Raw genomic sequence first — 16,016 nt, 5'->3', positions numbered from 1 at the left:
CCGGTTGTGCGCGGCGAGCCCCCGGCGGATCGCCGGGGGCTCGCGGGGCAGCTGGAGTGGTCAGCTCGACGGGAGGTTCGTCGGCAGGTCGGTGGGGATGCCGGAGGGCAGCGAGGTCGGGATGTCGGAGGGGAAGTCGCTGGGGGAGGTGGTCCGGGTGAACGTGTCGTTCTCGGAGAGCGCGTCCCAGTCGACGGTGAGCGTCTTGCCGTCCCCGCTCGGGGCGACCTTGCCCATGGTGCGGTCGGTGTTGCCGTCGGCGCACTTGAGCATCAGCATCTTCTCGCCGGTGTCGGTGTACTCACCGTTGCACAGGTGCTTGCCCGAGATCAGGGAGGCCTTCTCGCCGCCGATGGACAGGATGATCGTCTGCCCGCCGGTCTTGGCCAGATAGGCGCCGGTGATCTTGGAGTTCGCGCCCCCCTCCGCCGGGGCGCTGGACTCCTGTGCCGACGGGGTGTCCTTGGACGTGTCCTTCGTCCCCTCGTCGCTGTCGCTGCCGCATGCCGTGAGCAGGAGGGCGGCCGCGGCCACCGTTCCGGCGATGCTCGCTGCCTTCTTCACGCGCTTCTCCTTGGCTGTCAGGGCTGTCCGGGCTGTCCGGGCTCCCAGGGCAGGAGCACGACAAATTAGCAGTCGCTCATGACGCCGCCGGGACAACGTGGCCGCTCACCTCACCCATGCCGATGCGGGCCCCGTCCGGGCCGGGAGCCCAGGCGGTGAGGGTCACCTCGTCGCCGTCCTCCAGGAAGGTCCGGGTGCCGTCGGGGAGGCGCAGCGGATCGCGGCCGCCCCAGGTGAGTTCGAGCAGGCAGCCCAGCTCGTCCGGGCGCGGGCCGCTGACCGTGCCGGAGGCGAAGACGTCGCCGGTGCGCAGCGAGGCGCCGTTCACGGTCAGATGGGCGAGCTGCTGGGCCGCCGTCCAGTACATGGCGGAGAACGGGGGCCGGGAGACGGTGTGGCCGTTGATGGCGACCTCGATGCGCAGGTCGAATCCGCCGGGCTCGGCGGCCGAGTCGTCGAGGTAGGGGAGCGGTGGGACGTCGCGGGCGGGCGGGGCGGTACGGGCCGCGGCGAGGGCGTCCAGCGGGGTGACCCAGGCGGCGAGGGAGGTGGCGAAGCACTTGCCGAGGAAGGGGCCGAGGGGGCGGGACTCCCAGGCCTGGATGTCGCGGGCGGACCAGTCGTTGAGGAGGCAGACGCCGAAGACGTGGTCGTGGAACCCGGCGAGCGGCAGCGGTGTATTCAGAGGTGAGGGCGCGCCGACGACGAAGGCGACCTCGGCTTCGAAGTCGAGGCGCAGCGAGGGGCCGAAGACCGGCCGGGGAGGAGCGGGCGATGCTGGGCCGGACGATGCGGGAGCGGGCGGAGCCGGGGGCAGGTGCTGGCCGTGGGGGCGGACGACGGGCGAGCCCGAGACGAGCACGGTGCCGGCCCGGCCGTGGTAGCCGACCGGCATGTGCTTCCAGTTGGGGGTGAGGGCCTCGCCGTCCGGGCGGAAGATCTTCCCGGCGTTGGAGGCGTGATGCTCGCTGGCGAAGAAGTCGACATAGTCCGCCACCTCGATCGGGAGGTGGAGCGCGAGGGCGGCGAGGGGGTGCATCAGGGGCTCGATGGCGTGCCGGTGCGCCGGGTTGGTCAGCCAGTCGCGCAGCTCCGCGCGGACGGCCTGCCAGACCGGACGGCCCGCGGCCATCAGCGGGTTGAGGGAGGAGGCGCCGAGCAGTTCGGCGTGCGGGGAGGCCGCGACCGCCGCGGCGGCGCCCGCGTCCAGCACATGGCTGCCGTAGCGCACGCCGATCTTCCGCAGATGGGGGGCATCGGAGGTGGTGAACACGCCATAGGGGAGGTTGTCCGGGCCGAAGGGATCGCCTTCGGGCAGGTCGAGCGGGCTTCGCTGCGCCATGGGTGGTGCCTCGCCTTCTCCTCGTCGCCACGGTTGGCCAGCCACACCCTATGGCCCGGGAGGTTTCCGCCCCGGTGGTGCGCCTGCCGCGCCCGCGGTACGGCGTACGCGTCGCCCCGGCCGGCCAACGCGGTGGCCTCGGCACACGCATGAGCGGCCCTCCGGGGCGGCTCCGGCCGCCGATCGGTGAACGCTCGGGGGCCGCCTGATGAATGATCTGCTGGTGATCGCGGTATCGCGTGGGTGAGCCGGTCGATTCGGGAGAGGGCGTTGTGCTGCGCACAAGGCGGGAAGGCGCCCACAGTGATCGATACCCGACCGGATACGCTGCCTTTTGGTGGAGGCGGCGACACATCGACATTCCGCGTGAACGTAGGCAGACAGGAGTACCCCGTGAGCGTCATCGGGCCCTTCGGGCTGAGCGTGCGGGACCGGACTCTGGAAGCCGACACCCAGGCCGGGCTGGCGGCTGTCGAAGAGGGCCTGCTGGAGGCCACCAAGAGTGACGTGCCGTTCATCACCGAGGCGGCCCAGCATCTGGTGCGCGCGGGCGGCAAGCGTTTCCGGCCGCTGCTGGTGCTGCTGGCCGCGCAGTTCGGCGATCCGTACGCCCCCGGTGTGGTCCCCTCGGCGGTCGTCGTCGAGCTGACGCACCTGGCCACGCTCTACCACGACGACGTGATGGACGAGGCCGAGGTGCGGCGCGGGGTGCCCAGCGCCAACGCCCGCTGGGGCAACTCGGTCGCGGTGCTCACCGGTGACTTCCTCTTCGCCCGCGCCTCCCACGTCCTGGCCGATCTCGGCCCGGAGGCGGTGCGGGTCCAGGCCGAGGCGTTCGAGCGGCTGGTGACGGGCCAGATCCTGGAGACCGCGGGACCGCGCGGCCGCGACCCCATCGAGCACTATCTGGATGTCCTCGCGGGCAAGACGGGCTCGCTGATCGCCGTCTCCGGGCGGTTCGGCGCGATGATGTCCGGCGCCGACGAGTCCATCGTCAACATCCTGACCCAGTACGGGGAGCGGCTCGGGATGGCCTTCCAGCTGGCCGACGACGTGCTGGACATCGCCAGCGACAGCCACGAGTCCGGCAAGACCCCCGGCACCGATCTGCGCGAGGGCATCGCCACCCTCCCCGTCCTGCACCTGAGGCAACAGGCGGAGGCGACCGGCGCGCCGGAGGACCGGGAGCTGTGCGAGCTGCTCGCGGGCGACCTCACCGATGACGCCCGCCACGCGGAGGTCCTGCGGCGGCTGCGCGCCCACCCCGCCCTGGAGCAGGCCCGCCAGGACACGCTGCGCTACGCGGCGGAGGCCCGTTCGATGCTGGCCCCCCTGCCGGCGGGCCCGGCCAAGGCGGCCCTGGAGGGCCTGTGCGACGCGGTGGCCCACCGGGCCGGCTGACCCCTCCCCCCTTTTGGGGGAGCGGATCCCCCTACGGGATACCCCGAGGGGGATCAGACCCGCGGCGCGGGCCGTCATACCCGAGCAGTACACGGACTTGATCCTGCGGGCTGACGTAACCGGTCGTGCGATTTGGTGGGATGAGAACACCACCACATGGCGGGATCGGGAGACAATGGCCCGAGAGGTGGACGAGTGCAGGCTGACGACCGCCGCCGACGACGGAGGTAGAGCACACATGGCACGGATCCGACCGATACAGGTCGCCGACGACGGCTTCTGGGACGAGGAACGACCGACACGCCGCACCAAGGCGCTCCGCTACGGGGCCCCGGTCGCCGTGGCGGGCATCGCGGCCGCCACGATCGGGCTCGTCCCGGCGCTGGCCAGCAGCGGCGCCCCCGACCTGCCGAAGATCACGGCACAGCAGCTGATCAGCAAGATGGCCGCCTCGGACCAGCAGCAGGTCTCCGGCTCGCTGAAGATCACCACGGATCTGGGGCTCCCGACGCTGCCGGGCGGCGGCTCCCTCGCCGGTCTCGCGGGCGACCTCGGCGGCGAGAAGGGCGGCGCGACCGCCTCGCCGGAGGCCAAGCTCACCGAGCTGGTGTCCGGTACGCACACCCTGCGGGTGGCCGCCGACGGCCCCGACAAGCAGCGGGTGTCGATCGTGGAGAACGCGGCCGAGTACAGCATGATCCACAACGGTGATCAGCTGTGGGCGTACGACAGCGGCAGCAACTCCGTCTACCACTCCACCGGCCCGAAGGGCGCCGAGGGCAAGCGCGACCACCGCGGCGCGCCGCCCCGCGACCTGGGGGACGCCACCCCGCAGCAGTTCGCCAAGCAGATGCTCTCCGCCGTGGACGACACCACCTCGGTGACGGTCGACGGCACCACCCGGGTCGCCGGGCGGGACGCCTACCAGCTGCTGATCAAGCCCAAGCAGAGCGCGTCCACGGTCGGCGAGGTCCGTATCGCGGTCGACGCGGACAACGGGGTGCCGCTGAAGTTCACCCTCACCCCCAAGAGCGGCGGCAAGGCGGCCGTCGACGTGGGCTTCACCAAGGTGGACTTCGGCAAGCCCGCCGCGGGCACCTTCGACTTCACGCCGCCCAAGGGCGCCAAGGTCACCGAGGGCAGCGCCCGCGACCACCGGGAGAAGGGCTTCCCGCAGGGGAAGGGCTTCAAGGACCGGTCGGCCGGGAAGGACGCCCTGTCCGGTCCGGGCGCCCTGTCCGGGCTGAACGTCACCGGCAAGGGCTGGGACACCATCGCCCGCCTCGACGGTCAGGGCGCCGGCGGGTCCGGCGGCGCCTCCTCCGCCCCGGGCGGCGACAGCGGAGCGGCCTCCGGCCTCCTCGGCAGCTTCGGCAAGAAGGTCAAGGGCGACTTCGGCTCCGGCACGGTGTTCAGCACCCGCCTGGTGAACGCGCTGATGACCGACGACGGCAAGGTCTTCGTCGGCGCGGTCGACAAGGACGCCCTGGTCGCGGCCGCCAACAAGGCCAAGTAGGGCCGCGCAGCGCCGCGTCACCGCGGAGGAAAGGGGAGCCCGTGGACGAGCCGTCCGCCGATCCCGTGGTGGAGACCCGCGGGCTCACCAAGCGCTACCGGGGCGGTCAGCTCGCCGTCGACGGGCTCGACCTGACCGTCCCGCGCGGCAGCGTCTTCGGCTTCCTCGGGCCCAACGGCTCGGGGAAGACGACGACCATCCGCATGCTCATGGGGCTGATCGAGCCCACCTCGGGCGGCGCCCGGCTGCTCGGGCGGCCGATGCCGCGTGCCGCCCGCAGCGTGCTGCCGAGGGTGGGCGCCCTCATCGAGGGGCCCGCCCTCTACCCGTATCTGAGCGGCCGGGACAACCTGCTGCGCTACGACGCCGCCGACCCGACCGCCGACCCCCGCACCCGTGCCGCCCGGGCCGCCGCGGCCCTGGACCGGGTCGGGCTCGGGGCCGCGGCGGGAAAGAAGGCCCGGGCGTACTCGCTGGGGATGAAACAGCGCCTCGGCCTGGCCGCCGCCCTGCTCCAGCCGCGTGAGCTGCTGGTGCTCGACGAACCGACCAACGGGCTCGACCCGCAGGGCATGCGCGAGATCCGCACCCTGGTGCGCGAGCTGGCCCGTGAGGGCACCACGGTCTTCCTCTCCTCGCATCTCCTCGACGAGATCGAACAGGTCTGCACCCATGCGGCGGTCATGGCCCAGGGGCGGCTGATCGCCCAGGGCACGGTCGCCGAGCTGGCGGCGGGCAGCCGCGGCAGGCTGTCCGTCACCACCCCCGATCCCGCCGAGGCCGTCCGCGTCCTCAAGGAGCACGGGGTGACGGACCTGGTGGTCCTGGAGGAGCGGGTCTCCGGCGAGCTGCCCTCGCCCGCGCCCGAGCCCGCCGATCTGAACGCCGCCCTGGTGCGCGCCGGGGTGCGGGTGCGGGCCTTCGGCGCCGAGGGCGCCTCACTGGAGGACGCCTTCGTCGCGCTGACCGGGGAGGGATTCGATGTCGCGGGCTGAAACGACCGAAGCCGCTGGTCCGGCCGGACCGGCTGAACCGGCAGGGGCGGCAGGGACGGCCCGGCCGCGTCCGCTGTGGACCCTGGCCCTCTTCCGCAGCGAGCTGTCCACTACCTTCCGCCGCTGGCGGACGCTGGCGCTGCTCGGGGTGCTCGCGGCCGTCCCGGTCCTCATCGGCGTCGCCGTGAAGATCGAGACCAGCGACGGCGGCGGCTTCGGCCGCGGTGGCGGGGGAGGTGGAGGAGGCGGAGCGAGCGGCGACGGGCCCGCCTTCTTCTCCCAGATCACCAACAACGGGATCTTCCTCGTCTTCGCCGCGCTGGCGGCGACGCTGCCCGTCTTCCTGCCGATGGCCATCGGGGTGATCGCCGGGGACTCCATCGCCGGTGAGGCGGGCCCGGGGACGCTGCGCCATCTGCTGGTCGCCCCCGCCGGGCGCACCCGGCTGCTGCTCGCCAAGTTCGTCACCATCCTGGCGTTCTGCCTGGCCGCGACCCTGGCGGTGGCCGCCGCCGGACTGGCGACCGGGGCGATGCTGTTCCCGCTCGGCGATGTCACGCTGATCTCCGGCACCTCGGTGTCGTTCGGCGACGGGCTGGTGCGGGCGCTGGGCGTGGCGGGCGTCGTGGCGCTGTCGCTGGTGGGGATCGCGGCGGTGGGCCTGTTCGTCTCCACCCTCACCAACAGCGGCATCGCGGCCATGGCGACCACGGTCGGACTCGTGGTCACGGTGCAGATCCTGGACACGATCCCGCAGCTGCACGCGATCCAGCCGTATCTCTTCCCGCACTACTGGCTCAGCTTCGCGGATCTGCTCCGCCAGCCGGTCTACTGGGACCAGCTGATCAAGAACGCGGAGCTGCAGGGGCTGTATCTGGCCGTGTTCGGCTCGGCGGCCTGGGCCCGGTTCACCGCGAAGGACATCACGGTCTGAGCGGTCGGCGTACCGCCGTACGGACCGCTCAGACCCTGCTGTCGGCGCGTCAGGAGGACAGCGTCCAGACGGCGTACGCGATGGCGTCGCTGTTGCGGTCCAGCGCGGTGTCGTTGGTGTTGGACGTGGTGTCGCACGAGCGGTGGTAGCAGCGGTCGAAGGCCTGACCGGAGGTGCCGCCCCACTTCTGGGCCTGGGCGGCGGTCTTGATGTAGTCGGCGCCGCTGAACAGGCCGCCCACCGGGACGCCCGCGTTCTTGAACGGGGCGTGGTCGGAGCGCCCGTCGCCCTCGGTCTCTATCTCCGTCGGCACGCCCTTGGCGGCGAAGAAGTCCTTGAAGACCCCTTCGATCCGGGCGTCGTCGTCATAGACGAAGTAGCCCGGGTTGGGCGAGCCGATCATGTCGAAGTTGAGATAGCTGTCGATCTTCGCCCGGTTGGCGGACGACAGGCCGTTGACGTAGTTCCGGGACCCGACCATGCCCAGCTCCTCGGCGCCCCACCAGGCGAACCGCAGATGCTTGGTGGGCTTCAGCCCCGAGCGGGCGACGGTGAGCGCGGTCTCCAGGACGCCCGCGGACCCCGAGCCGTTGTCGTTGATGCCCGGACCCGCGGTGACGGAGTCCAGGTGGGCGCCGGAGAACACCACCTTGTCGGTGTCGCCGCCGGGCCAGTCGGCGATGAGGTTGTAGCCGGTGGAGCCGCTGGAGGTGAACTGCTGGACCGTGGTGGTGAACCCGGCCGCGTCCAGCGCGCCCTTGATGTAGTCGAGCGACGCCTTGTAGCCCGGACGGCCGTGGGCGCGGTTGCCGCCGTTGGCGGTGGCGATGGACTGGAACTTGGTCAAATGGGCCTTGACGTTCGCGAGCGAGACGTCCGGTACGGCCAGGGCGGCCCCGGACGAGCCGGCCGCCGGGGGCGGTGGGGGAGCCGCGGCGGCCGCCGAGGTGGCGGGGGCGGCCGAGACCAGCGCGGCGATCGCCGCTCCGGTGGCGACGGCGGCGGCCGCCCGGCGGGACGCGGATCTTCGGGGGGTGTGGCGCGGGTCAGCACATGACGACATGGGGGGCTCCGATTCCGAACGGGGACTGCACGGAATGACGTGACGCTGTGTGATGCACGGACGTACGTACCCATGGGGGTGGTGGAGCGGTACGACAAGATGATTCTGAGTGGCGCGAGGCTGATGTTCCGGGTGTGACTGACCCTGCGTCAAGAGCGGGAACCGGACATCACCCGCCGGATATCGGGCCCGGCCGCGCCTCCGTCGCCGTGACCGGCGCCGCGTTCGCCGGCGCCGCGGCCTCCGCCAGCGCCCGCCTTGCCCGGTGCCCGGTCCGCAGCGCGTCCCAGGTGAGCAGCGCGAGCGCGAACCAGACGAGGGTGAAGCCCGCCCACCGCTCGGGCGGCATGGACTCGTGGAAGACCACCAGCCCGAGGATGAACTGGGAGGTCGGCGTGAGGTACTGGAGCATCCCGATCGTCGACAGCGGCAGCCGTACCGCCGAGGCCCCGAAGAGGATCAGCGGCGCCGCGGTGACCAGCCCGCAGCTGGCCAGCAGCGCCGAGTGCGCCACGCCGCCGCCGCTGCCGAACGTGCTGTCGCCGCGCGCCGTGAGGTAGCAGAGGAAGCCGAGCGCGGGCAGGAACTGCACGGCCGTCTCGGCGGCCAGCGACTCCAGCCCGTCCAGCCCGATCCGCTTCTTGACCAGGCCGTAGGTGGCGAAGGAGAAGGCCAGGGTGAGGGCGATCCAGGGCGGCTTGCCGTAGCCGACGGACAGGACGACCACCGCCACCGCGCCCACGCCGACCGCCGCCCACTGCGCCGGGCGCAGCCGCTCGCGCAGCAGCAGCACGCCGAAGGCGATGCTGACCAGGGGGTTGATGAAGTAGCCGAGCGCGGTCTCGACGACGTGTCCGCTGTTGACGCCCCAGATGTACAGGCCCCAGTTGACGGAGATGGCGCTCGCGGCGAGCGCGACGAGACCGAGCCGCCGGGGCTGCCGCAGCAGCGGCCCGATCCAGGACCAGCGGCGCAGCGCCAGCAGGATGAGCCCGACGACCACCAGCGACCAGACCATGCGGTGGGCGAGGATCTCGACCGCGCCCGCGGGCTGCAGCAGTGGCCAGTAGAGCGGGGCGAGTCCCCACAGGCCGTACGCGGCGAAGCCGTAGACGAGCCCGGCGCGGTCCTGGTGGGCTTGAGTCTGCGGCTGCGTCTGCACAAGGCCCTCCCGGCGGCGTGTAGGCCCTGCTGAGGGGGCGCCCGTCCGACGGTAGCGCCGGGCGGCCCGCCTGTCATGCCCGTATCCGCGATACGGGACTGACGGGCGGGCCGCACCCGGGTGCTCAGCCCTTGAGCGCCACCGCGACGGAGTCCGCGATCGGCGTGGTCGGGCGGCCGATCAGCCGGGACAGGTCGCCGGGGGTGGCGGCCAGGCGCCCGCGCCCGATCGCCGTGTCGACGTCGGCCAGGATGGCGGCCAGCGGCTCGGGCAGGCCCGCGCCGGTGAGGATCCCCCGGACCTCCTCCTCGGAGACGGCGCGGTAGACGATCTCCTTGCCGGTCTGCCGGGCGATCTCGGCGGCGTACTCGGCGAAGCTCCAGGCGGTGTCGCCGGACAGCTCGTACGCGGTGTTCTCGTGGCCCTCGCCGGTCAGGACGGCGACGGCGGCCGCCGCGTAGTCGGCGCGCGCGGCGGAGGCGACCCGGCCCTCGCCGGCGGCGGCGACGACGGCGCCGTGCTCCAGCACGGGGGCCAGCCGCTCGGTGTAGTTCTCGTTGTACCAGCCGTTGCGCAGCAGGACGTACGGCAGACCGGACTCGGTGAGGGCCCGCTCGGTGGCGTGGTGCTCGTCGGCGAGCGTGAAGTCGGCGGCCGGGCCGCCCAGCACGCTGGTGTACGCGAGCAGGGCGACGCCGGCCTCCTTGGCGGCGGCGATGACGGCCTGGTGCTGCGGGACGCGCTGCCCGACCTCGCTGCCCGAGATCAGCAGCACCTTGTCGCCCGCGGCGAAGGCGCCGCGCAGCGTCTCGGGGCGGCTGTAGTCGGCCACCTTCAGGGTGACGCCGCGGGCCGCGAGCGGGGCGGCCTTGTCGGCGTCGCGCACGACCGCGGTGATCCGGTCGGCCGGAACCTTCTCCAGCAGACCCTCGATGACGAGGCGGCCGAGCTGCCCGGTGGCTCCGGTGACGACGATGCTCATGGGGGAATCTCTCTTCTGATCGCGTGGGGTCTCGTGCGTCCGATGTGCTCTTCACCCTAGGCACAGCGCTAACCATTTGAAAGTACCCACTTTGACGTAAGGTACTGGCATGGGAGTAAGTGAGAGCGCCGAGCGGGTGCGCCTGTGGACCGGGGCCGAAGGCGGCCCCACGGCCTGCCCCTCGCGGCTGATCCTGGAGCACATGACCAGCCGGTGGGGTGTGCTGGTCCTGGCCGTCCTGCTGGACGGCACCCACCGCTTCAGCGAGCTGCGGCGCACGATCGGCGGGGTGAGCGAGAAGATGCTCGCCCAGACGCTCCAGACCCTGGAGCGCGACGGCTTCGTCCACCGTGAGGCGCACCCCGTCATCCCGCCGCGGGTGGACTACTCGCTGACCGATCTGGGCCGGGAGGCGGCGAGCCGGGTGTGGGCGCTGTCGGTCTGGGCGGAGGAGCACACTCCGCGGGTGCTGGCGGCCCGGGAGGCATACGACGCGGCCAGGCCGGGTGCCTAGACCCGGCCTGGCCGCGTTCGTGGTGGGAGGGGGCCGTACGGCTCAGCCGACGACCGTCCAGGTGTCGTTCCCCGCGAGCAGCGCGCCGAGGTCGCCCTTGCCCTTGCGCTCGACGGCGGCGTCGATCTGGGTCGACATCTGGTCGTCGTAGACCGGCCGCTGGACGTCCCGCAGCACCCCGATGGGGGTGTGGTGCAGGGTGTCCGGGTGGGCCAGCCGGGACAGCGCGAACGCGGTGGTGGGGGAGGCCGCGTGGGCGTCGTGGACCAGGATCCGGTCCTCGTTCTCGGCGGTGACCGCGACGACCTCCAGATCGCCGGTGGCCTGGTTCCGTACGACGCCCTTGGCACCGTCGGCGCCGAAGCGGATCGGCCGGCCGTGCTCCAGCCGGATCACGGCCTCCTCGGCCTGCTCCTTGTCCTTGAGCGCGTCGAAGGCGCCGTCGTTGAAGATGTTGCAGTTCTGGTAGATCTCCACCAGCGCGGTGCCCGGATGGGCGGCGGCCTCGCGCAGCACCTGGGTGAGGTGCTTGCGGTCGGAGTCCACGGTGCGGGCGACGAAGCCCGCCTCGGCGCCGAGCGCCAGCGAGATGGGGTTGAACGGGGCGTCCAGGGAGCCCATCGGGGTCGACTTGGTGATCTTGCCGACCTCGGAGGTCGGGCTGTACTGGCCCTTGGTGAGGCCGTAGATGCGGTTGTTGAACAGCAGGATCTTCAGGTTCACATTGCGGCGCAGCGCGTGGATCAGGTGGTTGCCGCCGATGGACAGCGCGTCGCCGTCACCGGTGACCACCCACACCGACAGATCTCTGCGGGCGGCGGCGAGGCCGGTGGCGATGGCGGGGGCGCGGCCGTGGATCGAGTGCATCCCGTAGGTGTTCATGTAGTACGGGAAGCGGGAGGAGCAGCCGATGCCGGAGACGAAGACGATGTTCTCCTTCGCCAGCCCCAGTTCGGGCATGAAGCCCTGGACGGCGGCGAGGATCGCGTAGTCACCGCAGCCCGGGCACCAGCGCACCTCCTGGTCGGACTTGAAGTCCTTCATGGACTGCTTGCCCTCGGCCTTGGGCACCAGGGACAGCGCCTCGGCCATCGCGACGGGCCGCTGCGAGATGGTCTCAGTCATCGATGGCCTCCTTGAGGGCCGTCGCCAGCTGCTCGGCCTTGAACGGCAGCCCCCGCACCTGGGTGAAGGAGCGGGTGTCGACGAGGTACTTGGCACGGATGAGGGTGGCGAGCTGGCCGAGGTTCATCTCGGGCACGACCACCTTGTCGTAGCGGGCCAGCACCTCGCCGAGGTTGGCCGGGAAGGGGTTGAGGTGGCGCAGATGGGCCTGGGCGATCCGGTCGCCGGCCCGGCGCACCCGGCGCACCGCGGCGGTGATCGGCCCGTACGTCGAGCCCCAGCCCAGCACCAGGGTGCGGGCGTCGCCGGTGGGGTCGTCGACCGTCAGGTCCTCGACCTCGATGCCGTCCACCTTGGCCTGCCGCACGCGGACCATGTGGTCGTGGTTGGCCGGGTCGTAGGAGATGTTGCCGGAGCCGTCCTGCTTCTCGATGCCGCCGATGCGGTGTTCGAGCCCCGGGGTGCCGGGCACGGCCCAGGGGCGGGCCAGGGTCAGCGGGTCGCGCTTGTACGGCCAGAAGACCTCGGTGCCGTCGGCCAGCTCGTGGTTGGGGCCGGTCGCGAACTGGACCCGCAGATCCGGCAGGCCGTCGACCTCCGGCACCCGCCACGGCTCCGACCCGTTGGCCAGGTAGCCGTCGGACAGCACGAAGACCGGGGTGCGGTAGGTGAGGGCGATCCGCGCCGCGTCCAGCGTGGCGTCGAAGCAGTCGGCCGGGGTCTTCGGCGCCACGATCGGCACCGGCGCCTCACCGTTGCGCCCGTACATCGCCTGCAGCAGATCCGCCTGCTCGGTCTTGGTCGGCAGCCCCGTGGACGGGCCGCCGCGCTGGATGTCGATCACCAGCAGCGGCAGCTCCAGACTGACCGCGAGCCCGATGGTCTCCGACTTCAGCGCCACCCCGGGACCGGAGGTGGTCGTCACCGCGAGCGCCCCGCCGAACGCGGCGCCCAGCGCCGCGCCGATGCCCGCGATCTCGTCCTCCGCCTGGAAGGTGCGCACGCCGAAGTTCTTGTGCTTGCTCAGCTCGTGCAGGATGTCGGAGGCCGGGGTGATCGGGTACGAGCCCAGGAACAGCGGCAGGTCCGCCTGCTGGGACGCGGCGATCAGCCCGTACGACAGCGCCAGGTTGCCGGAGATGTTCCGGTACGTACCCGAAGGGAAGGCGCTGGCGGCGGGCGCCACCTCATACGAGACCGCGAAGTCCTCGGTCGTCTCGCCGAAGTTCCACCCGGCCCGGAAGGCCGCCACGTTCGCCTCGGCGATCTGCGGCTTCTTGGCGAACTTCTGGCGCAGGAACGTCTCGGTGTTCTCCGTCGGCCGGTGGTACATCCACGACAGCAGGCCGAGCGCGAACATGTTCTTGCTGCGCTCCGCCTCCTTCCTCGACAGCCCGAACTCCTTCAGGGCCTCGATGGTCAGCGTCGTCAGCGGCACCGGGTGGACCTGGTACGCGTCCAGCGAGCCGTCCTCGAGCGGGCTGCGCTCGTAGCCGACCTTCGCCATCGGGCGCTTGGTGAACTCGTCGGTGTTGACGATGATGTCGGCACCGCGCGGCACGTCGCCCAGATTGGCCTTGAGCGCGGCCGGGTTCATCGCCACCAGGACGTCCGGCGCGTCGCCGGGGGTGAGGATGTCGTGATCGGCGAAGTGGAGCTGGAAGCTCGACACGCCGGGCAGGGTTCCGGCGGGGGCGCGGATCTCGGCCGGGAAGTTCGGCAGGGTCGACAGGTCGTTCCCGAACGACGCCGTCTCCGAGGTGAACCGGTCTCCGGTGAGCTGCATACCGTCACCCGAGTCACCCGCGAATCGGATGATCACGCGATCCAGACGGCGGACCTCCTTGCCGCCGTCCGGTGTACCCCGTTCCCCGGCGAGCCCTCGCTCGCCCTGCTGATCGGCTGGTTCGGCCTGCTCGGCCGGGCTGCTGACCTGGCTGGTCACTGCTTCGGACCTCCCTCGAGGCGGCGCGCACCTGGACCGTCGGTGCCGACCGGTTGTCCCATGACCATCGTACGTCGGTAAGGCTCGCCTTCCTTGGGCGGACCACCTGATGGATTCCGCGCCACGTGCCCGTGATGTGGTGATGTGATACGACTTTCCCGCCCTCCGTGGGGTCATATCGGGTGATCCCCTCACTGGGCCTTTGGTCCCGCTTTGGCCTCGTGACCACGGGCGTCAGGAGTTGAGGTAGGTGAGCACCGCGAGCACCCGGCGGTGATCCCCGTCACTCGGCGACAGGCCCAGCTTCAGGAAGATGTTGCTGACGTGCTTCTCCACCGCCCCGTCGCTCACCACCAGCTGCCGGGCGATCGCCCCGTTCGTCCGGCCCTCCGCCATCAGGCCCAGGACCTCCCGCTCCCTCGGGGTGAGCCCGGCCAGCACATCCTGCTTACGGCTGCGGCCCAGCAGCTGCGCGACGACCTCCGGGTCCAGCGCCGTACCCCCGCGGGCCACCCGCACCACCGCGTCCACGAACTCGCGCACCTCGGCCACCCGGTCCTTGAGCAGATAGCCGATGCCGCGGCTGCTCCCGGCCAGCAGCTCGGTCGCGTACTGCTCCTCCACGTACTGCGAGAGCACCAGCACCCCGATCCCCGCATGGTCACGGCGCAGCTGGATCGCGGCCCGCACCCCCTCGTCGGTGTGGGTGGGCGGCATCCGTACGTCCGCGACCACCACATCCGGCAGCGCGTCCTCGTCGGCCAGCTCGCGGATCGCCTTGATCAGCGCCTCCGCGTCGCCCACCCCCGCGACGACCTCATGGCCGCGGTCGGTCAGCAGCCGGGTCAGGCCCTCCCGCAGCAGCACCGAATCCTCGGCGATGACCACCCGCACTCTGTCCTCCACCACGATGCCCGGCCCCCCAGTCGCTTTGTCGCACAGTCGGGGCCAGCATTCCAGGGTTCGTACCGATCCGCCGCGCATATCGCGCCCGCCGTGCGGGCCGCCGTCAGCGCCAGGGCAGCTCCACGGTCACCGAGGTCGGCCCGCCGGGCGGGGAGTGGACGATCAGCACCCCGTCGACCGCCTCGACGCGCTCCGCGAGCCCCGCCAGACCGCTGCCCCCGGCCGAGAGGGCGGCCCCGCCCCGCCCGTCGTCGCCGACCCGCAGCATCACCCGGCCGTCGGCGCGCCACACGTCGACGTCGGCCCTGCTCGCGGCGCTGTGTTTGCTGATGTTCTGGAGGAGTTCGGAGACGGTGAAGTAGGCGATGCCTTCGATGGCGGGTGCGGGGCGCTGGGGGAGGTCGGTGGTGACGGTGACGGGGACGGTGCAGCGGGCGGCGAGTGCGGAGAGGGCGGGGCCGAGTCCGCGGTCGGTGAGGATGGCGGGGTGGATGCCGCGGGCGAGGTCGCGGAGTTCCTGGAGGGCGAGTTTCACTTCGCCGTGGGCTTCGTCGACCATGCGGGCGGCTGCTCGGGGGTCTTCGTCGAGTTTTTCCTTGGCGAGGCCGAGGTCCATGGCGAGGGCGACCAGGCGGGCCTGTGCTCCGTCGTGGAGGTCGCGTTCGATGCGGCGCAGGTCGGCGGCGGCGGTGTCGACCACCGTGCCCCGGTCCGACTCCAGCTCCCACACCCGGGTCGCCAGCCGGGACGGGCCCAGCAGCCCGGTGACCAGGATCCGGTCGACGGACGTCAGCGCCCGCATCACCCACGGCGTCGCCAGCAGGACCAGCACCCCGAGGACACAGGACGCGGCGACCTCGAACGGGGTGTCCAGGTAGAAGTGGCGGTCCCGGTTGTCGTCCCCGAACAGCTCCAGACCCGGCTGATCGATGTACGCGGGGAAGACCCACCGCCACAGCGGATACGTCGCGAAGCCCCAGCCGTAGCAGGCGAACACCGTCGCGAAGGTGAACGCGAAGATCGCCCACGGCAGGTGCAGCAGCGCGTACAGCACGTGCCGCCACGAGGTGCCGCTCTTGAGCAGCGCGCCCACCCACGACACCGGCCCCCGCTTGCCGCTGGCCGCGCGGACCGGCTCCGGCTCGGCCACCTCAAGACCCAGCAGCGCACGGGCGCGGGCCCGCTCCACGACCCCGATCCCCCGGCAGCCCGCCAGGGCGGCGCCGAGCACCGGAACGCCGAGGAAGGTGATCAGGAGCCCCGCGCCGAGGGCGAGCATGACGGCCGCGTACGTGAAGGTCAGGATCGACACCGGCAAGCTGATCACCAGGTACAGGAACTCGCGCCAGACGCGGGCCTCGAACGGCGCGCGCAGTGCCGGGGGCACCGGGCGGTGCCGGGGTTCGCTCCCCGGCCCGTACGGTCCGTATGCGGTGGCCATCTCGTCGTCCGTCCTCCCGAAGCCGGGGCCGGGCCCGGCTTGCCCGCTGTCGTCGCCCTTCAGCCTCCCCGGCACCGGCCGCCCGGGCCATGAAGCGGGTCGGCGTCTTCGTCCGGGGGCTAACCC

14 protein-coding genes are annotated in these 16,016 nt (G+C 71.9%); 5 read left to right on the top strand and 9 right to left on the bottom strand.

What is annotated here, in order from left to right; all coding sequences use genetic code 11:
- Positions 1 to 60 precede the first annotated feature (60 nt).
- Complete coding sequence (locus tag ABZ562_RS28730) at positions 61 to 564, bottom strand: hypothetical protein (protein WP_361485049.1); 504 nt, start codon at positions 562 to 564, stop codon at positions 61 to 63.
- 76 nt (positions 565 to 640) lie between these two features.
- Positions 641 to 1,906, bottom strand: coding sequence for a fumarylacetoacetase (fahA, locus tag ABZ562_RS28725; RefSeq protein ID WP_361485047.1), 1,266 nt, complete (start codon positions 1,904 to 1,906; stop codon positions 641 to 643).
- A gap of 393 nt (positions 1,907 to 2,299) precedes the next feature.
- Here fahA and ABZ562_RS28720 point away from each other — a divergent pair, with 393 nt between their 5' ends.
- From ABZ562_RS28720 to ABZ562_RS28705, 4 genes are all read left to right on the top strand, one after another.
- The gene (locus ABZ562_RS28720) at positions 2,300 to 3,307 is read left to right on the top strand and encodes a polyprenyl synthetase family protein (protein ID WP_361485045.1); all 1,008 of its coding nucleotides are present in this window, start codon (positions 2,300 to 2,302) and stop codon (positions 3,305 to 3,307) included.
- Between the two features lie 238 nt (positions 3,308 to 3,545).
- Positions 3,546 to 4,823, top strand: a complete 1,278-nt coding sequence (locus tag ABZ562_RS28715) for a DUF2092 domain-containing protein (RefSeq protein WP_361485043.1) — start codon at positions 3,546 to 3,548, stop codon at positions 4,821 to 4,823.
- Between the two features lie 41 nt (positions 4,824 to 4,864).
- A complete protein-coding gene (locus ABZ562_RS28710) occupies positions 4,865 to 5,818 on the top strand; it encodes an ABC transporter ATP-binding protein (protein WP_361485041.1) in 954 nt (317 codons plus the stop codon).
- Positions 5,805 to 6,752 (top strand): ABC transporter permease, encoded by a 948-nt coding sequence (locus tag ABZ562_RS28705; protein WP_361485039.1) that lies wholly within the window; start codon positions 5,805 to 5,807, stop codon positions 6,750 to 6,752. Before ABZ562_RS28710 ends, ABZ562_RS28705 begins: the two co-directional genes overlap by 14 nt.
- A 49-nt stretch (positions 6,753 to 6,801) precedes the next feature.
- Here the strand turns inward: ABZ562_RS28705 and ABZ562_RS28700 are convergent, their stop codons facing one another.
- The 3 genes from ABZ562_RS28700 to ABZ562_RS28690 all read right to left on the bottom strand — a co-directional run bounded on the left by ABZ562_RS28700 (position 6,802) and on the right by ABZ562_RS28690 (position 9,959).
- Entirely contained in the window at positions 6,802 to 7,815 is a 1,014-nt protein-coding gene (locus tag ABZ562_RS28700; protein WP_361485037.1) for a M28 family metallopeptidase, read from the bottom strand.
- Positions 7,816 to 7,984: 169 nt separating this feature from the next.
- Positions 7,985 to 8,977 carry an EamA family transporter RarD gene (gene rarD, locus ABZ562_RS28695; protein WP_361485035.1) on the bottom strand — a complete coding sequence of 331 codons (993 nt, stop codon included), beginning with the start codon at positions 8,975 to 8,977 and terminating at the stop codon, positions 7,985 to 7,987.
- Between the two features lie 124 nt (positions 8,978 to 9,101).
- Complete coding sequence (locus tag ABZ562_RS28690) at positions 9,102 to 9,959, bottom strand: SDR family oxidoreductase (protein ID WP_361485033.1); 858 nt, start codon at positions 9,957 to 9,959, stop codon at positions 9,102 to 9,104.
- Between the two features lie 202 nt (positions 9,960 to 10,161).
- Here ABZ562_RS28690 and ABZ562_RS28685 point away from each other — a divergent pair, with 202 nt between their 5' ends.
- Positions 10,162 to 10,473: a helix-turn-helix domain-containing protein gene (locus tag ABZ562_RS28685; RefSeq protein ID WP_361485176.1), complete on the top strand. Its 312-nt coding sequence runs from the start codon at positions 10,162 to 10,164 to the stop codon at positions 10,471 to 10,473.
- A 42-nt stretch (positions 10,474 to 10,515) separates the two neighbouring features.
- Here ABZ562_RS28685 and ABZ562_RS28680 read toward each other — a convergent pair whose 3' ends face one another.
- The 4 genes from ABZ562_RS28680 to ABZ562_RS28665 all read right to left on the bottom strand — a co-directional run bounded on the left by ABZ562_RS28680 (position 10,516) and on the right by ABZ562_RS28665 (position 15,890).
- On the bottom strand, positions 10,516 to 11,565 hold the full coding sequence (locus tag ABZ562_RS28680; protein ID WP_361485174.1) for a 2-oxoacid:ferredoxin oxidoreductase subunit beta: 1,050 nt from the start codon (positions 11,563 to 11,565) through the stop codon (positions 10,516 to 10,518).
- A 25-nt stretch (positions 11,566 to 11,590) separates the two neighbouring features.
- A complete protein-coding gene (locus ABZ562_RS28675; protein WP_361485031.1) occupies positions 11,591 to 13,543 on the bottom strand; it encodes a 2-oxoacid:acceptor oxidoreductase subunit alpha in 1,953 nt (650 codons plus the stop codon).
- A 234-nt stretch (positions 13,544 to 13,777) separates the two neighbouring features.
- On the bottom strand, positions 13,778 to 14,449 hold the full coding sequence (locus ABZ562_RS28670) for a response regulator transcription factor (RefSeq protein ID WP_361485172.1): 672 nt from the start codon (positions 14,447 to 14,449) through the stop codon (positions 13,778 to 13,780).
- A 103-nt stretch (positions 14,450 to 14,552) separates the two neighbouring features.
- Positions 14,553 to 15,890 carry a sensor domain-containing protein gene (locus ABZ562_RS28665; protein WP_361485029.1) on the bottom strand — a complete coding sequence of 446 codons (1,338 nt, stop codon included), beginning with the start codon at positions 15,888 to 15,890 and terminating at the stop codon, positions 14,553 to 14,555.
- Positions 15,891 to 16,016 lie beyond the last annotated feature (126 nt).

This window comes from Streptomyces sp. NPDC019937, assembly GCF_040631655.1.
Taxonomy (GTDB): Bacteria; Actinomycetota; Actinomycetes; order Streptomycetales; family Streptomycetaceae; genus Streptomyces.
Note: the sequence above shows the minus strand (reverse complement) of the source record. Positions and strands in the feature narration are given on the sequence as shown.

What these genes read in the sequence shown, in the direction of transcription:
- fahA (WP_361485047.1), bottom strand. Translation starts at nt 1,906, where the DNA reads ATGGCGCAGCGAAGCCCGCTCGACCTGCCCGAAGGCGATCCCTTCGGC.
- ABZ562_RS28715 (WP_361485043.1), top strand. Translation starts at nt 3,546, where the DNA reads ATGGCACGGATCCGACCGATACAGGTCGCCGACGACGGCTTCTGGGAC.
- ABZ562_RS28705 (WP_361485039.1), top strand. Translation starts at nt 5,805, where the DNA reads ATGTCGCGGGCTGAAACGACCGAAGCCGCTGGTCCGGCCGGACCGGCT.
- ABZ562_RS28700 (WP_361485037.1), bottom strand. Translation starts at nt 7,815, where the DNA reads ATGTCGTCATGTGCTGACCCGCGCCACACCCCCCGAAGATCCGCGTCC.
- ABZ562_RS28690 (WP_361485033.1), bottom strand. Translation starts at nt 9,959, where the DNA reads ATGAGCATCGTCGTCACCGGAGCCACCGGGCAGCTCGGCCGCCTCGTC.
- ABZ562_RS28685 (WP_361485176.1), top strand. Translation starts at nt 10,162, where the DNA reads ATGACCAGCCGGTGGGGTGTGCTGGTCCTGGCCGTCCTGCTGGACGGC.
- ABZ562_RS28680 (WP_361485174.1), bottom strand. Translation starts at nt 11,565, where the DNA reads ATGGCCGAGGCGCTGTCCCTGGTGCCCAAGGCCGAGGGCAAGCAGTCC.
- ABZ562_RS28665 (WP_361485029.1), bottom strand. Translation starts at nt 15,890, where the DNA reads ATGGCCACCGCATACGGACCGTACGGGCCGGGGAGCGAACCCCGGCAC.